This is a genomic window from Bacillus sp. NPDC057893, assembly GCF_042796455.1.
Taxonomy (GTDB): Bacteria; Bacillota; Bacilli; order Bacillales; family Bacillaceae_G; genus Bacillus_A.
Genome location: NZ_JBHVNG010000001.1, coordinates 1,428,428 through 1,447,087, shown reverse-complemented (window position 1 = coordinate 1,447,087; position 18,660 = coordinate 1,428,428). Strand labels below are relative to the sequence as shown.

Genomic DNA, 18,660 nt, shown 5'->3' with positions numbered 1-18,660 from the left:
ATCTTTTCACTTGATGAGTTTATAATATCCTTAAATCATGTCAAAAAATGATACTGTTTAGGAGAGCAAAATGAAAAAAGTTGAACGAATTAATACGATCATGCGGTATATCAACAACCGCTCCCACTTTACAATTTCTGAAATCATACGAGAATTTAACATCTCACGATCGACAGCTATTAGAGACATTAAAGAAATTGAAGCCATGGGGATGCCACTCGTCGCTGAAGTTGGAAGAGATGGGGGATATTTTGTCATGCATAACTCTATCCTGCCCGTTGTTCGCTTTACTGATAACGAGGTCAAAGCTCTTTTTATTGCCTTTATGGCCACAAGAAATCAACAGCTTCCCTATCTAAAGAGTCGTCAGTCTTTAGCTGAAAAACTACTAGGACTCATCTCAGAAATCCAGCAAGATGACCTTGTTCTTTTAAATCAAATCTTGCTTTTTGAAGGAACTAACCCTCATAATCCTGACCTACTTGAGCTTTCTGACCTCCCCCATCCTATGTTAGAAAAACTCATCCAAATCCTTCTTTTGGATAGTCATTTATTGATTACCGTAAAAGAAGAGGAAGAAATCAAGTCTTATCCAATTTATCTACTACACCTTTATCAAGAAAAAAGCCATTGGATAATTGAAGCCTTTGACATAAAAGAAGAAAAAAAGAAGATGCTCCCTGTCGATCATCTCGTCAATGTCGAACCCTATACGACGAAAAAGAGATTAAGTAAGAAAAAGATTTTAGAAAAACTAAGTAAGAAGGACGAAGCAATCAACCTTGTACTTGAACTTGGTCCAAAAGCGATTGCCCAGTTCAAAAAATACCATCCTATAAAAATTTCTATTTCCTATACAAATCCTTACCAATCCACAGCCATTCTAAAGACTTTTATCAATGTTAACAATCTCGATGAATTAACAGAAATAACAAATTGGCTACTTTTCCTAGGTAAAGATATCAAAATCAAGGAAGTGCCTGAAGAAGTGTTAGAAGGTTTAAAAGAGAGATTATGTTTATACTGCCCATAAGCAGTGACCAGTTAAACCCAAAATAATATTGAGTTTGACTAGATGCCAGTTACTTCTATTCAAATACCTAGTAAAAACATTTTATTTACTACCGCTACTTTAAACGCTCTTCTTGTAATAACGCCAACACAAAAAAGACATGAACTAATCTTTGTTCATGTCTTTTTATATTAGAGTTTAACCCTCATTAAATTACTTGTTTAAAATTCGAATGTGGATTTATCTTATCCATAATCTCTTTCATTCTTTATTCATATCCCACTATTTTAGCACTTGAACTAACAATAACGAATTAGAATAATGACTTAATACTTGCTAGGACAGTAAGTATACCTACAATAATGACAAATACATTGCTCATTTTCCCTCTGTATTTAGCCAGTACTGGTACTTTACGAATCGCATACATTGGTAATAGACATAAGATCGCAGCAACTAACGGACCGCTAAGGGAATCAATGATTCCAAGAATACTTGGATTTGCATAAGCAACATACCAGCATGTTAATACGACAAAAGAAAGAATCATTGTCTTAACTGTTTTTTCTTCGATAGCTTTTCCGCGTGTTTTACCAAACTTGATAATTACGTCACGCATTACCTCATATGCCCCTATATAATGGCCAAGGAAAGACTTTGTAATAGCCACAAAAGCAATGATAGGCGCTGCAATAGTGATTACAGGCGAATTAAGCTCATTAGCAAGATATGAAAGGATCGATAAGTTCTGCTCTTTTGCCATTTTAAGATCATCTGGAGTCAAACTTAGTGTGCTACTCCAAACAAAGAACATAACAACAACGAATGTCATGATATAACAAACCTTTTGTATTTGTGCACATTTGGCATCAGTAGCTTCTATTCCATACGTAGCCCTCTGTTTCACAACGAATGATGAAATCATAGGTGAATGATTAAATGAGAATACGATGATTGGTAGTATCATCAATATCGTTCCAAAATATCCTGTTCCTGTTGAAGCAGTAGAAACACTTGAAAAGCTAAGCATTGACGTATTCCATTGTGGAATTAAAGATATTGAGATAAAAAGTAAAGAAGCTATGAAAGGATATACTAGCATGCTCATTACCTTTACAATGATATCTTGACCAAAGTTTAGTATAGCGATAAGACCGAGTACTAATACAAGTGATAAAATTGCTCTTGGAGGCTCCGGCATGTGCAATTGATGCACGATAAAACTACTTGCAGTATTTGTAAGTGCAACCGAATACATCAGCACGATCGTATAAATTGAGACGAAATATACTATGTTAAAAATTATACTTGCCTTATTGCCAAAATACTCTCTTATTGTGCCTGTAATCCCCTCATCAGCAGAATTAGAAGCGTATATCATTTTAGCAAGCGCCCTATGTGAGTAATACATAACAGGAAATGCAAGTATCGTAATTAACAGTAATGATAATAAACCACCTGAACCTGCATTAATAGGTAAAAAGAGTACTCCTGCTCCAATTGCTGTTCCAAAAAGGCTCAACGCCCAGGTAGTATCTTGTTTATGCCACTTTTTAGGATCTAGATATTCCTCATTTTTCACTGCAGTATTTTCAGCTTGAAATTCTATTTTTTTTGCAGTATTCCCATTCATATAATAAATCCCCCTTGTATCCTATTCTTGCGTCTCTTTTTAGGCTTAAGAATATAGACCATTTTTGAAAAATGAATCGCTTACAAAATTCTCTATACTGTAAACGATTCCACCTAAACCTGTCTCTCTTAATGTGCGAGGCATTTATCCTCCAACCCTATACTTCGTTGATGATATTGTGTACACCAGCTAGTACGATGTCCGCTGCTACTAAACTATTTTGAAGAAATTCCCCTTCTAGTCACACACCTTTCTGCAATTAATCGTTTCAGTCTGTCCAATTTTAAAATGTTTGATATTTTCTCCGTAGGTAATCGGTTACCTCTCGACGCCCTCATTATAACGTTTATATTTGCGAGTCTAATTTTTTTTTATTTTTAGAAAGACAGAATAAACAGAATTATGAATAGATAATAAATTACAATTGGTATATAGCAATTGTGTCTATTTTTTGAAGCTGTATTAGTTAGCAAAAAGGGGAAAATAATACAGATATCCTTTTTGTTAACACGTTGATTATATTGGGAACTCATTATAAAGATAGTTATATTCCCCTTTTCTGAAACATCTTATTTTAAACGTGGAAACTGTTATAATAAATAATCATTGTAGATATAAAGGAATAAATTAAGAAAACATAAAATCATCTAACTGAATATTTATCACTATTATCGAATCAATATACATTTTTCAGAAAAAAAGAACTTCTCTCACTTAGTACCAGCGCACCTTCTATAATGATTGACATGTTACGCCTTTCAAAAGAATAACACCATAAGTTTCCATTTACTATATGTAATATTTATTAAGTGTAGTTTCTCCTAAATATGCATAATTGCATAAAGTTTGTAAGAAAAAAGAGTATACTTTTGTATTGTGTAATAAAGATATAGCCCGCCTATGGAAATAGGTAGGCTTTTCATGTATAAAAAAGGCATCCTAAGGTGTTTTCTTTTTTCTTAAAGGACCTGCTCAATTCATGCGTAAAATCATAAAGTAATGTGAACCCGTTAAAATACATGAGTGACCTTAAATTTCCCCTCTTACTCAAAGGAGAGATTTATATGGGATTTGGTGGTAGCTGTGGCGGCGGCTTTGCTGGAGGATTTGCTTTATTAGTTGTATTATTTATTTTATTAATCATTGTTGGAGCTAGCTGCTTCTGCTAAAAAACTATTAGAAAAAACACTCTTATTTGAGTGTTTTTTCTTTATGGGGAGTAATTGGCGCATTTGAAACATGATAGAAGAACAGAGTAGAATGGCAATCAATTGACCATATAAATGGCACTCCAATCGTTCTGGCTTTATCTTTTTACAATGATGAATTTGAAAGGATGACTTCCACGTTTCAAATAAAATTTCGATTTGCCAACGCAAAGAATACCAGTCAGTTGCTGTTGTTTTGTTAACCGATGAACAATTACACGAGCTGGCACTTTATCAACCATTCCTACATAAGCATCACCCATACACATAAAGCTACTAGATCTTTTGATTAAACTTTTTACAAATTATCAATCTTTATTATTAATGATCAGACTGATTTATAAATTATCGAACCTTATTTTAAACCCACAGTAGTTGGAGGAAGTTTGACGCTAACAAATGATACACCTCCTGAAATATCAGAAAAATAAAAAATGGCCTCTTAGAGACATGCTGTCCTAAGAGGCCATTCTTATCAATCTTTATTTTAAATCAACAGTTATAAAGAGATTGTATATGGCTTACGAAAATATTTACTTTGCTTTCTTAAACGTAAGTGATTTACCTTTTGTTTCTTTTACTAACATGATACATGAAATTGAAATAATACTTGAGATGACTAAATAAATTGAAATTGGGATGGAGCTATTAAATTTATTTAGGAGACTTAATGAAATTAATGGTGCCAATGATCCTGCCAAAATTGGTGCTACTTGATAACATAAAGACAAAGCTGTATATCTGATGTGCGTTGGAAATAACTCTGTCATTAATGCGGAGTATGGTGCATACGTCATCGATTGTATGAATAAACCAATAGTAATGGCAGTCATAATTAACCAATCATTTCCTGTATCCATCATTGGAAACCCGATAAATCCCCAAAATGCAGTTAAAACGGCTCCTGTCATATAGATTGGCTTCCGTCCCCACACATCACTCAAGTGTCCCATTAAGGGGATGAGGAAAAAGTGAATTGCATGAGCACCAAACATTAATAATAAAATTTGTGAAGTATCTTTATCGACCACAAGTTTTAAATAACTAATAGAGAAAGTGACAACTATATAGTATAAGATGTTTTCTGCAAAACGAGCTCCAATACCAGCAATAATCGCTTTTTTATGGTCTTTAATCACTTCTATAATACCTAATTGTTGTTTTTCTAATTGAGCTTGTTTTTCTTGTGATTCTTTGAAAATAGGGGCATCGTCTACACTTTTACGAATCCAAAGACCAATTAGGACGACAACAGCAGAGAACCAAAATGCTACACGCCAACCCCAATCCATAAATTGCTCTGGGCTTAAATTTTTAGATAAAAGTAAAAGGATAATTGTTGCTATTAAATTCCCTAATGGCACGCCTGCCTGGGGCCAGCTTGCCCAATACCCACGTCTATCACTAGGGCTGTGCTCAGATACTAAAATAACAGCTCCACCCCATTCCCCACCAAAAGCAAATCCTTGAATTAAACGTAAAGTAACAAGTAAGATCGGAGCCCAATACCCAATACTACTGAATGTCGGAATACATCCCATTAAGAAAGTCGTTATTCCAACGATAATTAAACTAATCTGTAATAAATTTTTACGCCCAATTTTATCACCATAATGACCAAAAACAAGTCCGCCGATAGGTCTAGCTACAAAGCCTACCGCATAAAGAGCAAATGCAGCCAGGATACCGTCAATAGCATTTCCCGTTTGTTGGAAAAATAATTCTCCAAAAACAAGAGCAGAAGCGGTTCCGTATAAGAAAAATTCATACCATTCAGCCACAGATCCAATCATCGATGCAACAACAACTTTTTTTAGTTGCTTATTATCTGTTTTCCCCATGTTTACTCCCCCCAAAAAGAAAATTCAGATTATTATGATTGAACGTACCAAATCACTTTTGTCCGTACATATTGTTCAAAAGCTTCTAATCCATTGTCTTTGCCACCAAAGCCAGATTGTTTAAAACCACCAAATGGGGTGGTGATATCCCCTTCACTAAAACCATTCACAGAAACGGTTCCAGCTTTAATGGCACGTGCCACGCGCATCGTCCGCTGTACATTTTGGCTATAAAAAGAAGCAGCTAACCCGTAAGAGGTGTTATTGGCAAGGGCAATTGCTTCTTCTTCCGTTTCGAACGTACTAACCGCTAAAATCGGACCAAATACTTCATTTTGGAACAAGGTCATGTTAGCGGTTACATTTTCAAAAATAGTTGGTTCTATGTACCAGCCGCTGCCCACATCACTGTGAATGTTCCCTCCAGCAACTAAGCTACCCCCTTCTTGAAGCGTAATATCCAAGAACGATTTCACTTTATTAAAGTGTGCTTCTTCAACCATGGGGCCAATGGCAACTGACTCATCCATCGGGTTACCCAATTTCCAGCTTGTTAAGCCAGACTTTAATTTTTCTAATAATTCCTCTTTGACAGATTCATGCACTATCAAACGGGAACCGCAGCTGCAGTTTTCACTCATATTCCAAAAGGCAGCTGATAAAATATGCGGAACGGCCGCATCCAAGTCAGCATCTTCAAACACGACTTGTGGGCTTTTGCCACCACACTCTAAGACAATTTCTTTGAGGTTACTTTCTGCTGAGTATTTTAAGAAATACCTGCCGACTTCCGTTGAACCGGTAAATGATACAATGTCCACATCCATGTGACGCCCTAATGGTTCGCCAACTTTTTCTCCTAAACCACACACTAAGCTTAAAGCACCTCTTGGAACACCCGCTTCATAAGCAAGTTCAATCATACGGTAAGCACTAAGTGAAGTTAATTCCGCCGGTTTCACAATGACAGAATTCCCTGCAGCTAATGCAGGTGCCACTTTCCAAGCAAACATTTGCGCGGGAAAGTTCCAAGGTAATATCGCACCAACAATGCCAATCGGTTCAGTGACAATCAAGCCCAAAGCATCTTTACCCGTAGGAGCGACTTTGCCAAAGATTTTATCAATCGCTTCAGCGTACCAATAAAACGTATCGATCGTTGCTGGCATGTCAGTATTTAAACATTCGGTAATCGGTTTTCCAGCATCTATACAATCTAAGGCAGCCAGTTCTTCGCTATGTTCTTCGAGCAATTGTGCCCAGTGAATCATCACTTTCTTACGCTCATTAGGGGATAATTGACTCCAAATCCCTGCTTCAAATGTCTCCCTCGCCACTTTAACAGCCGCATCCACATCCCGCTCATCTCCATCGGCAATATAGCCGATGAAGCTGTTGTCGATGGGAGTGCGGTTTTCTAATTTGTCGGCAGAACTCGTAAAACCATCAATTAAGTTGCCTGCCCATAGCTTTCCTTCTTTAGCAAGGGCAAAAATTTGTTCTCTTGATACAGTCATTTGTCTCTCCTCCAGATTATTTATTAAAGAAAGCTATGAATTCCACCTTTTCCTCTTCTGATAAATCAGATAATGGGAGGCGTACCGCGCCAACGTTAATCTCACCTTTTAGGCAGCCTAGTTTGGCCTTTTGGTTGTAGTTTCCAGATTCCATTGAATGAATAGCAGGGTGGATTTCGCGCATAATTTGTCGAGCCTTGTCCCAGTCACCAGCTTGCGCAGCATTAAACATGGCAACTTGCTCTTCTGGGAACACATTCCCTGCACCAGCAATCCAGCTTTTCGCACCCCAGAAGAAAAAGTCTACAGGTTGATCATCACAGCCACAAATCACTTCAAAATTCTCAAATGGGGTTTGTAGCAAGTGTAAAGCACGACTAAAGTCACCACTGCTCTCTTTAATAGCGACAATATTCAGATTTTTCGCCAGATGCACCACAGTGTCATACTCAATTTCAATGCCAATGCGAGCAGGAAAATTGTACATGATAATCGGCAAATCTGTTGCTGATGCCACAGTTTCGTAATGGGCAATCACACCCGTTTGGTCAGGCAGGCTATAAGGAGTTGGTGATAACATTAAGCCTTCATAACCCAATTCTTTCGCTTGCTTGGCACGGTTAATCGCTCCTTCAGTTGATAAATCATTGATACCTGCAATTAAAGTTACGCGACCTTTAGCCACTTCTGCCACAGTTTTTAAAACGGTTCCACGTTCTGCTTCATTTAAGGCGTAATATTCGCCAGTCGTGCCACACACCACTAAACCAGTAACACCTTTATCAATAAATGTGCTAGTCAATTGCTTTAAAGTATCTACATCTAAACTTTTATCGTTTTTAAACGGGGTCACCAACGGAACTAAAATACCATGAAAATTCATCTTCATTCTCCTCAAGTGTTTATTCTTTTTAGTAATAGATCACTTCAATTAAAAATCATTTTTGAAGTGATACTTCAATTATTTATGATAATAACACACCGATTTTCTATTGTAAATGGAATTTTCAGAATATTTTTAGATATATTCTTCTTTTTTGAGCTAGTATCACTTACTATTTAAGTGGCACTTCATTTTAAAGTGGATTTTGGCACATCGATTTCTTGTTATCGTTCTTTAATTAGGGCTATTGTGTTATTCTTATGAACGTGTGCTCCTTATATTTAGGATTTGGACAAAAGTACCAAACCTAGTTATAAGGGGTTTTAATATAGCTAATCAGTTCAACAATCTATAAACTAACCATTAAAATACATTTATTCGAAAATATCTTAACTAACCTTTTTATTTTCATCGTGAGGTTACATCCAGCACCTTACTAAATAAATTCCCCTAGAATAGTAATCATGATTAATGTCCGTAACGGGAGTGGAGAAAAGTGAACGATTTAATTGGAGTAAAAATAAAGAGTTTGAGAAAAGAGCGTAAGTTAACATTAAAACAAATTGCTGATCAGACGAATCTTTCAATCAGTTTTTTATCGCAAGTCGAACGATCAAAATCATCCATAACGCTCGAATCATTGAAAAAAATTTCTGAAGCACTCGGTGTCAATCCGAGCTACTTTTTTTCAGAGTCCGAAAAGCAGGAAACACCAACAGTTATGAGAAACATCATTAGTAAAACGAACACTCTACATAACCAATTTTTTTATAGGAATTTAGCGAGCAACATTGAAAATCCACTATTTAATCCTATTTTAGTTTTGCTTAACCCAGGTGCTAAAAGAGAGGAATCTTATTCACATTCGGGGCAAGAATTTCTATACGTTCTAGAAGGAAAACTGACGATCATCATTGACAAAGAGGAGCATATTTTGAATCCTTATGATTGTATTTTCCTAGATTCAACAACACCTCACAATTGGGTGAATAAAACAGATTCGATTGTAAAATTCCTTTGCGTTTCAAGTATTCCTGTGTAAATTTCAACAGGTTCATTAGACATGATCTATGATTGAGGTAGCTGCGAGTCATTCGTCTGAATCACTCGCAGCCCTTTCCGAACCTGGTTGAATCTTCCATGGTACTGCATCAGTAACTTCAAATTTATTTTTAAGAATTGGACATAGTCATTCTTTTTGCTTTCCCTGTACAGGGAAAGCGAAGTTTCTATAGACTTCAGATATTTCTAATGAGTAGTTATCTATTTTAGTAGAGAAGTAACTAATTCCATCAATATCATCTGACTGCCTAATAAATTGTATAATTAATTGCTGGACAAGTCTGTCTAAAATGAAGTGAAGTTTATTTATCAACTATTTGGAATAGAGGTAACATTTGCACCGGAACCACATAAAAAATACCGGAATCCTTCCCATGAAGAATACCGGTACTTCTCATTTATCCCGCTATTTGTGGGCAGTAAACGCACGATTGGTACGGACTGATTAAAGCTTCACTTTATCACCCATACAAAACCGCATGAAATATGCCTAACAGTAAGTATTGATCTTGTATATAATCATCATCATATACATTCATCTCGATGTAATACATATCTTCTTCAAGACGAATATTCCAATCTGCAATTACATAGCCCTTTCGTAATAACTTTCCAATCCCAAGTGAATTTTTGTGAACAACATATTATCTCTTCCTCTTTAACTCTCTCAGTCTGCTTTTTCTCAACGCCTGAGCCTACTTACGTACCAACTGCATAACCAGTAAGAATACTAACAATTATAGCAATAACTATGATTAATGTGATTTAAATCCATTTTCCCATATATATTATTCCAGAAGATTTAGTTGCCATAGTGCACCGAACTGGTGGTGTTACCCTAACTGACGTTTAAATGCTTTACCGGCGAAGAAGTAAGCGATAACCATAATGCCAATGCACCAAGCAAGTGCGATCCAAATATCGTTGCCAACAGTCCCTTCATATAAGAGGGCACGAATCGCATTCACGATTGAAGTCACAGGCTGGTTCTCAGCGAACGCACGAACAATTTTTGGCATGGTTTCGGTAGGAACAAAGGCCGAACTAATAAAGGGCAGAAAAATTAGCGGGTACGAGTAGGCTGTCGCCCCTTCCATAGACTTCGCTGTCAACCCAGGAATGATAGCCAGCCATGTCAGCGCCAGCGTAAACATCCCAAGTATTCCAGCTACCGCAAGCCAATCCAGAATATTAGCGCTGGAACGGAAGCCCATTAAGAGCGCAACAAGGATAACCACCACGATAGTAAGCACATTAGCAACAAGTGATGTTAATACGTGAGCCCATAATACCGACGAACGCTTGATGGGCATAGTAATGAAACGTGCCATCAGCCCACTCTTTACATCCGTAAACAACCGCACGGAAGTGTAAGCGACACCGGATGCGATAGCCATCAGCAAGATTCCCGGCAATAAATAATTGACGTAGTTATCCGTTCCTATCTCTATGGCACCACCAAATACGTAGACAAACAACAGCAGCATCATAATCGGTGTAATCGCTACCGTAATAATCGTATCTGGACTACGCATAATGTTGCGCATTAAGCGCCCTAGTAATACCCCTGTTTTTCTCTTCATTTACATCTCCTCCTTTTTGCCGATGATCGCAAGGAAAATTTCTTCCAATGTCGGCTGTTTCTCGATATACTCCACTTTTGCTGGTGGGAACATTTCTTTAAGTTCAGTAAGAGTACCAGTCGTGATAATTTTTCCGCCATGCAAGATAGCGATACGGTCCGCCAATTGTTCTGCTTCCTCCAAGTACTGGGTTGTCAGCAAGATAGTTGTGCCGCCGCCGGCAAGTTCCTTGACGGTATCCCACACTTCAATACGCGCTTCGGGATCAAGCCCTGTCGTCGGTTCATCGAGAAAAATGACTGCTGGCGTCCCGATCAAACTCATCGCGATATCAAGCCGGCGCTTCATCCCTCCCGAATACTGATCTGCCCTCTGGTTGGCTGCATCGATCAAGCTAAATCTTGCAAGCAAATTGTCAGCGACTTGAGCGGGACTAGAAACTCCACGCAACTTGGCGATCATTATCAAGTTTTCTCTCCCCGTGAGCATACCGTCTAAAGCTGCGAACTGCCCTGTCAGACTGATGCTTTGACGAACATGATCCGGTTGACGCTGAACGTCAAAACCGCAAATACCTACTTCGCCGCCATCTTGCTTCATCAGCGTCGAGAGGACATTGACCGTCGTCGTCTTGCCCGCTCCATTTGAGCCCAGCAGCGCGAAAATTTCGCCACGCTGCACTTCAAAATCTACCCCTTTTACCACTTCCTTATCTTTAAAGGATTTTTTTAACCCTTTTACAGAAATCGCTGCATTGGTCATACTTTTTTTCCTCCTTATTAAAAATGTTTTGCAAAGCTAGATTGCCTACACTCCTCTATTTAGTATCACTGATAATCTGTATTACTTAGTACCGGTTTGAAAATATAACTGAATAGCGATGGTGGCAATTCACATTTGTAACCAGCTAATCAGTCGGTATTACCTTTTGCATTTATTTTTTTCTCAATTGCTTCATGATACTCTCGTTCAAATCTTCACGATACTTGGAGACATACGTTTTAGCGTTTGCCACTAATTCGTCAGCAAAAGATGCCACGTCCTCCCCAGTGATTTCAAGCACTTGTCTGCCTTCCACCGCACCAGCTTCAAACAAATCGATTAATTCATACTGAATGTGCAGCATATCCATCCCGTTGCCCGCTGAAAAATTCCACATGTAGTTTTGAATTTTCTTAAATACAAACTGGTAGTCCTCTGGCAGAGCCCCAACTCGTGCCATCATCATTTTGTACTCTTTTTTATCACCAATTAATTTTTTGAACATTTCTAACATTTTATTTTCCTCCTTTTTTATAAAGCAGAACAAGAAACCCTCAAAATATCGGCCGGAATATTTTATTTTATGAGGCTAGTTTGACTTCAAGACGTTAATTTTTGACGATACAAAATCCCATTTTTTCCAAAACAATTCAAGCTCCTGGCGGCCATCATCATTTAACGAATAAAACTTACGAGGCGGTCCCATATCTGACGGTTTCTTTTCAATATTCACAAGTTTTTTCTTCTCTAATCGCACAAGGATGGTATAGACCGTTCCTTCCACAACTTCAGTAAACCCAAGATCATTCAGGTGGCGGGTAATCTCATAGCCATAGGTTTCACGGCGGCTGATGATTTCCAGCACACAACCTTCCAACGAACCCTTCAGCATTTCAGTTAAATTTTCCATATTCTAATCCTCCTTTACCCCCTATTCTGTCTGACTTATATTCAGTATCACAGAGTACTAAGGCTAATTTTTACTGAATAGCTTTTGAAAAACCACACTATTCAGTATTACTTATTACAAGTACATTGTATGACTAAGTAGAGAAGAATGTCAACTGATTTTAAAATTTTTTCTAAAATCCGCTATTCCCTATTGTTTACTGAATATATTTTGAGCAGTCATACTATTTAGTATCACTTATTACAAGTACATTGTATGACTGAGTAGCAGGGAATGTCAACTGGATTTTAAAATTTTTTCCAAAATCAGCTATTCCCCATTGGATACAGCCTATTTTCTTTTTGAAGAAGTCTCGCCACATACTTATCAAGGTTAGAAAAGCGAATATCTCCAAACGAGAAAATGTGCATTTTCTCGTTTGGAGAGCGTTATAAAATTTTGAAGTTGATGGATGTGGCAAATTCCCTTTATTAATAAGAAGGATCAGTTTTATGTTCTTCTACTAACACACCTACGAATGTAATTCATGAGTTTGCGAATACATACAAATTCTTTATAAAGCCAACTCTACATATAGGATATCCTTTTTGTTACGATAACATCATATTCATATCTTCTGCTGCGGTTGTAATCAGTTTTAAACCAAATGTTTCTTGTAATACATCAAGCACACCAGGTGAAATAAATTCAGGTGCCTTTGGACCAATGCGAATATCTTGAATACCAAGACTAAATAGCCCAAGTAAAATGGCAACCGCTTTTTGTTCAAACCATGATAGGACAATACTAACTGGCAATTCATTCACTTCACATTGAAAAGCATCTGCTAAAGCGGCCGCTATTTTCACTGTAGAAATTGAATTATTACATTGTCCTAAGTCAATGTAACGTGGAATCTCCGTACCGGGTACAACACCATAACTTACATCATTAAAGCGGAATTTCCCACAAGAAGTTGTCAAAATAACCGTTTCTGGAGGAAGTGACGTTGCTAATTCACGATAGTATTCCCCGCCTTTTCCTGGTGCATCACAACCTGCGATAACAAAGAAACGCTTTATTTTCCCTTCCTTTACTGCCTCAATAATTTCTGGAGCTAACGATAATACGGTATTATGGTGAAACCCTGTTACTAACTGTTCATCCGACTCCATATGTACTTCTGGAAGTTCTAGCGCTTTTTGAATCAATGGTGCAAAATCATCATTTTCAATTTTTTGTACGCCCTCTAAGCCGGCAATATCATACGAAAAGAATCGATCAGAATATGATCCTTTAATTGGCATAACACAGTTCGTTGTAGCTAATATGGCACCGGTAAATTTTTCGAAAAGACGTCTTTGATCATACCATGCCTTACCAATGTTCCCTTTTAAATGTTTATATTTTTTAAGCCTTGGATATCCGTGCGCTGGTAGCATTTCAGAATGTGTATAAATATTGATTTCTTTTCCTTCTGTTTGCTTTAATAATTCCTCTAATGCAAATAAATTATGACCGGTAACTACAATTGCTTTACCTTCTACATGGTTTTGTGTAATTTGAACAGGCTCTGGAACACCAAAGTGATTCGTATGCGCCTCATCTAACAACTCCATTACTCGTAAAGCTGATTTCCCTACTTTCATAGCCATATCAATATGTTCTTGTTCATTAAAATTAGAATTTGTTAATGTCATGTACAGTGCTTCTTGCGTCGTAGCATCTACAAATGCATCAGTATACCCTAGCTGAGCAGCATGCGTACGATAAGCAGCAATTCCTTTTAATCCAAATACAATCGTATCTTGTAAACTTGCAATGGTTTCATTCTTACCACAAACACCCATCACTTTACATCCGCCTGTTGGCGTTTGTTCACATTGATAACAAAACATTATCATCCCACCCTCTCCCAATCATTGCTTACAACCTAAGCATAATACCCATTGAGGAAAAGGGATGTGATATCAATCACAATAATATATGAAAATTTGTGACAGTTCATATTGTTGACATAATATTTTTATTGACACTCTAAAATTTATACATAAGCATGTACACTTCTGTTGATGCTTCCAAATCGCTAAATAATTGCTTTAAAGAAAGTCTAACAATATATAAATAAAAATGAATCTTTTACTAGCTCATTGTACAAAACTAAGATTTCTTACTATATTTGGCGATAGAGCGTTTTGAATCTCTTGCGTAAATAATTTTGATTTATAAAATACAAAATTCCACATATAAATACGCTATTCTTTCTTATAATCCAATAGAAAGAATAGCGTATTTTATTAGTTGAGAATGTTTTAAGATTATTATGGGAACTCCCTTTATTTACAGTAGTTTTACACTACCTTAACATTGTTTACATTATTTATATGATATATTTATATAGAAACTACTTAAGAAATTTCATGTACATTGTTATCTTTATGATTTCTTATCTAATTGATAAGAGATCATGTTATATTTTTATAACAGGGGTGAATTAGAATGACTGAAACTTTAAAGACACTTATAATGCTTGATGCTACTTACGTTATTATAGCAATTATGACGGTACTGGTATTTGTATACTTGGAATTAAAATCTCAGTAACGTATGCAGGCGTAATTGATAGCTTCACATTTAAATATAGCTAGAAGAAAGCGAGGAGGAAATTGTTTCTCCTCGCTTTTATATTCCCACAGTTTCTTATTTCAACAAATCCAATGTATGTAAAAGTAATCCCCTGTCCCCTACTTCTCCATGACCAGGCACTACTAAGTTCATATTTCCATATCGGTTCAACACATTTTCAATTGATGTGGACCATTCATTTACATACGCATCAGCAACATTCCCTAAATCTTTCGCTTCAGCAGATTTCACTAAACAGCCTCCAGCTAAAATTTTATATTGTGGTAACCATACAACAATATTATCTTCTGTATGACCTTTCCCCGGATAGAACGTTTCTACTTTCATATTTCCAAACTTCATATTCGTAATTGTTTGCAAGTCTCCAAGCGGCTCATCATATCCATTTTTCTTTGCTAATTCTGCGGTTAATGCTGTACTATGCGCTTTAATCCCTCTCTCTTTCAACGTTTTCATTCCACCAATTCGATCAGCGTGCGCATGTGTAATAATGACATCCGTTACGCGCTTCTGGAATTTCTTTTCTACCATCTCTATTAGTTCCTTCGCTAACTTATCATCCCAAGAAGAATCGACAAGTACTAACCCTTTAGAAGTATTAAGAACTAGACCGTTCGAAGGAACTGCTTCTCCATTAAAATAACCTAACTCCGTATGGACCCATACATTTTTATTTAACTGAGAAATTGAAATAGTTCCTGTCTCATTCTTTATTATTTTGTTCTCTACCTTTTGTTCTGCTTGTACAGAAGAAATTGTGCTAATAAATTGAGTTGCTCCTAGTAAACTAACACATAACCCTATTTTTAATAACGTATTCTTTTTCATCCTTATCAATCCTTTCTTTCAAAATAAATAGTTATTACCTATAATAGACAATTCATTCCAAAAGTTTGTTCCATCTTTTCTTACATATTTTTCATGCGATTAATAAAAAAGCGTACAAAATTCTGTACGCTTTAAAACTTAATCTTCTTTTTACCATTCACGCTTTTTATTAATTTTCATTTTTTCTTCAAACGCCTTCTCTAAATCAATTTCTAACTTGTTTGCTAAATCACATACATTCCAAATTACATCAAACATTTCTAAACCAATCTCTCTTTTCGAATCTTGTATTTTATCACGCTTTAATATAACTTCCGCTAATTCACCTAATTCTGCCATCGCATACATCGTACGCTCTTCAATTGTTGTATGCTGGAACCCTTTTTCTTTACTGAAACTCGATACATATTGCTGGAATTCCGAAATATTCATATGTAATCTCCCTTCATCGTAAATATCTCATTTTTAATAAACTTAAAATCAAAATTGTATTTTGTTAAATTATAACATTCATACTATAATTTATTTATAGCCCATTAACGGAGGTGTTTCTGGTGACTCTCTTCGCATATCCATCATTATTCATAATAGCAATTATTTCATTTGCACTAGCTTATTTCATCGGAGTAAAACAATACACTTGGCTCTTATCAGGATTCAATGAACGCCGTGTACCTGATAAAGTGAAACTTTAATCATTGGGGGTTTTGTTCATCCCCCAATGATTATTAGTTGAACCAATCGGGCGTTTACGGGCAGTGGATCTCCCGCCTAACTTCTTTGCCCTAGCTGAAGTTTGAGGCGGGAGTCTTACTACCCGTTAATGCGGGACAGAATGAAGTTATCAAAAATAGTTGGTCTTTATAATCTAATTGCTGGTGTCATTGCTACAATCGGTAGTGTCTTCACTACTCCTAATGTCAAAATCATTATTCCTATCATTGTAATTGGACACTTTATAATAGCAATTTATGTAAATACACGTATGATTCATTAAAAAAAGATCATCCAATTGGATGATCTTTTTCATAATTTATCTACATATTGCTTTGCTTCTAGTATTGAAAAACCAAATGCTTCTCTTACTCTCTTAACTGCTGTAATCGTTTTTCCATCTTCCACAAGCTGACGCAATTCTTTATTAATCTCAGGTTCTCTTTCTACAATTCCCATTTCTTTCGTAATCAGTTGTAATTTATCCTCAATCCTCTTTAAACGCACATCATTTTTCTTTTCGATTTTATTTAATTTTTCAGCGATATACATAAATCCAAAAGCCACAATTGGCATGACAATCCAAAATTCCATGACTGCTACTCCTTTACTAGCTTTCATATGTTTTATTTAAGTAATTTATGCAAATTTTACCACATGACACATTTAATGTATAATAGTAATATACAACACTATTAATAAAACCTTTTATTTTAGGGGGACACTTTATGAAAAGATTTTTGAATACACTACTACAATTTGTAGTTCTTTCAATCGTACTACACTTATTATTTGATATAGTTGGTTGGCTTGTTTTCAATGCACCAATTAAAAATAAAGAAATCATTATTTCCTTAATAACAACCTCATGGCTTATATACATGTACCGAGATAAATTTTTTAAAGCATTCACTTCGAATTAAATTAAAATAAGAAAACACTTCATCGATAAAAGGTGAAGTGTTTTCTTTTTCTCTCATTCTCTCTATTTACTAATGTATAATAAAACTAATATTCTGTTTTTTGAAAGAAGGGAGCTATTATGAACTTGAAAATTAATAATATATACGAGAAAATGAACCAATATTCCGTTGCAGGTTTAAGTCTTGCTGTTATACATGATGGCAAACTAGACGAAACGTCTGCCTTCGGAACACTTGAATTTGGAACAAATAGAAATGTCACTACAAATTCCATCTTTAACTCTTGTTCTATTAGCAAATTCATCACTTCAATGCTCGTACTAACGTTATCAGATCAAGGAATCGTACATTTAGATGAAGACGTAAATGATAGACTCACATCTTGGAACATCCCTACCAATCTATTTACTTCACAGAAAAAAGTTACGTTGCGAAACTTATTAAGTCACCAATCTGGAATCATTGATCCTCCTAATAGTTTTGAACATTATATGCTAGAGAAAGGAATACCTAAAATTCCTGAACTCCTTTCTGGTAGAACATTATATTGCCCAGTACCTATAGAAATGAATTATGAACCAGAAAGTGAATTTCACTACTCAGACGCAAACTTTTGTATAATCGAACAACTACTAGAAGATATTACGGGGAAATCATTTAGTCAATTACTAGAAGAACTTATCTTCCAGCCACTACAAATGAAAAATAGTACACTCTTCTCTCCCGAAGTCATAGATAAAGCCGATGCTTTTGCTTGCGGGCATAATAAAGATGGAACTGTAACAAATGAGAACTATCCATTTTATCCATTCGCAGCTGCTTCAGGCATTTGGACAACACCAACCGACTTATCAGCTTTAGTAATCGAACTCATTCATTCCTTGCAAGGAAATGGAAAACTAAAACTTTCTCAAAAAACAGTTCAAGACATGATTTCTCCTCAAGGCTGCTCAAAATGGACTGGGTTAGGTATTTTTCTAGATGATTCTAATGAAGACTTACAAATTTATTCACTTGGCTGGGGCGTTGGATTCCAATGTATGATGGTTTGTTATCCTTATAGAGGTAATGGGGCTGTTATTATGACAAATACAGACTTAGGTGTTCATCAAATGGAGGGCATCATTGGTGAAGTTTTAAAAACACTATCCTTATAATG

The 18,660-nt window shown here is 36.2% G+C and carries 17 protein-coding genes and 4 pseudogenes; 7 read left to right on the top strand and 14 right to left on the bottom strand.

Annotated features, from left to right (window positions below; all coding sequences use genetic code 11):
• Nucleotides 1-70: 70 nt before the first annotated feature.
• A complete protein-coding gene (locus tag ACFVQC_RS07720; protein ID WP_377897951.1) occupies nucleotides 71-1,033 on the top strand; it encodes a helix-turn-helix transcriptional regulator in 963 nt (320 codons plus the stop codon).
• A 292-nt stretch (nucleotides 1,034-1,325) separates the two neighbouring features.
• Here ACFVQC_RS07720 and ACFVQC_RS07715 read toward each other — a convergent pair whose 3' ends face one another.
• The gene (locus ACFVQC_RS07715; protein ID WP_377897950.1) at nucleotides 1,326-2,645 is read right to left on the bottom strand and encodes an aromatic amino acid transport family protein; all 1,320 of its coding nucleotides are present in this window, start codon (nucleotides 2,643-2,645) and stop codon (nucleotides 1,326-1,328) included.
• A 1,064-nt stretch (nucleotides 2,646-3,709) separates the two neighbouring features.
• Between ACFVQC_RS07715 and ACFVQC_RS07710 the strand changes: the two genes are divergently transcribed.
• Nucleotides 3,710-3,814: a YjcZ family sporulation protein gene (locus ACFVQC_RS07710; protein WP_063219790.1), complete on the top strand. Its 105-nt coding sequence runs from the start codon at nucleotides 3,710-3,712 to the stop codon at nucleotides 3,812-3,814.
• A 33-nt stretch (nucleotides 3,815-3,847) separates the two neighbouring features.
• Here ACFVQC_RS07710 and ACFVQC_RS07705 read toward each other — a convergent pair.
• The 4 genes and pseudogenes from ACFVQC_RS07705 to dapA form a co-directional block, all read right to left on the bottom strand.
• A pseudogene (locus ACFVQC_RS07705) lies at nucleotides 3,848-4,116 on the bottom strand (transposase); the annotation flags it as partial.
• Between the two features lie 270 nt (nucleotides 4,117-4,386).
• Nucleotides 4,387-5,694 carry a fosfomycin efflux MFS transporter AbaF gene (gene abaF / locus ACFVQC_RS07700; protein WP_002146487.1) on the bottom strand — a complete coding sequence of 436 codons (1,308 nt, stop codon included), beginning with the start codon at nucleotides 5,692-5,694 and terminating at the stop codon, nucleotides 4,387-4,389.
• Between the two features lie 32 nt (nucleotides 5,695-5,726).
• On the bottom strand, nucleotides 5,727-7,211 hold the full coding sequence (locus ACFVQC_RS07695; protein ID WP_002146486.1) for an aldehyde dehydrogenase: 1,485 nt from the start codon (nucleotides 7,209-7,211) through the stop codon (nucleotides 5,727-5,729).
• Nucleotides 7,212-7,227: 16 nt separating this feature from the next.
• Nucleotides 7,228-8,094 carry a 4-hydroxy-tetrahydrodipicolinate synthase gene (dapA, locus tag ACFVQC_RS07690; RefSeq protein ID WP_377897947.1) on the bottom strand — a complete coding sequence of 289 codons (867 nt, stop codon included), beginning with the start codon at nucleotides 8,092-8,094 and terminating at the stop codon, nucleotides 7,228-7,230.
• A 496-nt stretch (nucleotides 8,095-8,590) separates the two neighbouring features.
• Between dapA and ACFVQC_RS07685 the strand changes: the two genes are divergently transcribed.
• On the top strand, nucleotides 8,591-9,136 hold the full coding sequence (locus ACFVQC_RS07685) for a helix-turn-helix domain-containing protein (RefSeq protein WP_002146484.1): 546 nt from the start codon (nucleotides 8,591-8,593) through the stop codon (nucleotides 9,134-9,136).
• A 481-nt stretch (nucleotides 9,137-9,617) separates the two neighbouring features.
• On the opposite strand, the pseudogene ACFVQC_RS07680 reads toward ACFVQC_RS07685, so the two are convergent.
• From ACFVQC_RS07680 to ACFVQC_RS07645, 8 genes and pseudogenes are all read right to left on the bottom strand, one after another.
• Nucleotides 9,618-9,800, bottom strand: a pseudogene (locus ACFVQC_RS07680) (tubby C-terminal domain-like protein); the annotation flags it as partial.
• A gap of 189 nt (nucleotides 9,801-9,989) precedes the next feature.
• The gene (locus tag ACFVQC_RS07675; protein WP_377897945.1) at nucleotides 9,990-10,739 is read right to left on the bottom strand and encodes an ABC transporter permease; all 750 of its coding nucleotides are present in this window, start codon (nucleotides 10,737-10,739) and stop codon (nucleotides 9,990-9,992) included.
• Nucleotides 10,740-11,501, bottom strand: coding sequence for an ABC transporter ATP-binding protein (locus ACFVQC_RS07670; RefSeq protein WP_377897943.1), 762 nt, complete (start codon nucleotides 11,499-11,501; stop codon nucleotides 10,740-10,742).
• 172 nt (nucleotides 11,502-11,673) lie between these two features.
• Nucleotides 11,674-12,015 (bottom strand): DUF1048 domain-containing protein, encoded by a 342-nt coding sequence (locus tag ACFVQC_RS07665; protein ID WP_377897941.1) that lies wholly within the window; start codon nucleotides 12,013-12,015, stop codon nucleotides 11,674-11,676.
• Nucleotides 12,016-12,090: 75 nt separating this feature from the next.
• A complete protein-coding gene (locus ACFVQC_RS07660; protein WP_063262589.1) occupies nucleotides 12,091-12,411 on the bottom strand; it encodes a PadR family transcriptional regulator in 321 nt (106 codons plus the stop codon).
• Nucleotides 12,412-13,001: 590 nt separating this feature from the next.
• Nucleotides 13,002-14,288 carry a hydroxylamine reductase gene (gene hcp / locus ACFVQC_RS07655; RefSeq protein ID WP_377895313.1) on the bottom strand — a complete coding sequence of 429 codons (1,287 nt, stop codon included), beginning with the start codon at nucleotides 14,286-14,288 and terminating at the stop codon, nucleotides 13,002-13,004.
• Nucleotides 14,289-15,090: 802 nt separating this feature from the next.
• On the bottom strand, nucleotides 15,091-15,864 hold the full coding sequence (bla2, locus tag ACFVQC_RS07650) for a BcII family subclass B1 metallo-beta-lactamase (RefSeq protein WP_377894881.1): 774 nt from the start codon (nucleotides 15,862-15,864) through the stop codon (nucleotides 15,091-15,093).
• A 150-nt stretch (nucleotides 15,865-16,014) separates the two neighbouring features.
• Nucleotides 16,015-16,296 (bottom strand): MazG nucleotide pyrophosphohydrolase domain-containing protein, encoded by a 282-nt coding sequence (locus ACFVQC_RS07645; protein ID WP_377894879.1) that lies wholly within the window; start codon nucleotides 16,294-16,296, stop codon nucleotides 16,015-16,017.
• A gap of 122 nt (nucleotides 16,297-16,418) precedes the next feature.
• On the opposite strand from ACFVQC_RS07645, the pseudogene ACFVQC_RS07640 reads away from it, so the two are divergent.
• Both ACFVQC_RS07640 and ACFVQC_RS07635 read left to right on the top strand, forming a co-directional pair.
• A pseudogene (locus tag ACFVQC_RS07640) lies at nucleotides 16,419-16,556 on the top strand (DUF3784 domain-containing protein); the annotation flags it as partial.
• A 137-nt stretch (nucleotides 16,557-16,693) separates the two neighbouring features.
• Nucleotides 16,694-16,861 (top strand): annotated as a pseudogene (locus ACFVQC_RS07635) (DUF3784 domain-containing protein); the annotation flags it as partial.
• A 29-nt stretch (nucleotides 16,862-16,890) separates the two neighbouring features.
• Here the strand turns inward: ACFVQC_RS07635 and ACFVQC_RS07630 are convergent.
• Entirely contained in the window at nucleotides 16,891-17,172 is a 282-nt protein-coding gene (locus ACFVQC_RS07630) for a hypothetical protein (RefSeq protein WP_377894877.1), read from the bottom strand.
• A 134-nt stretch (nucleotides 17,173-17,306) separates the two neighbouring features.
• Between ACFVQC_RS07630 and ACFVQC_RS07625 the strand changes: the two genes are divergently transcribed.
• Nucleotides 17,307-17,501 carry a hypothetical protein gene (locus tag ACFVQC_RS07625; RefSeq protein WP_377894875.1) on the top strand — a complete coding sequence of 65 codons (195 nt, stop codon included), beginning with the start codon at nucleotides 17,307-17,309 and terminating at the stop codon, nucleotides 17,499-17,501.
• A gap of 119 nt (nucleotides 17,502-17,620) precedes the next feature.
• Nucleotides 17,621-18,658 carry a serine hydrolase domain-containing protein gene (locus ACFVQC_RS07620; RefSeq protein WP_377897939.1) on the top strand — a complete coding sequence of 346 codons (1,038 nt, stop codon included), beginning with the start codon at nucleotides 17,621-17,623 and terminating at the stop codon, nucleotides 18,656-18,658.
• Nucleotides 18,659-18,660: the final 2 nt, after the last annotated feature.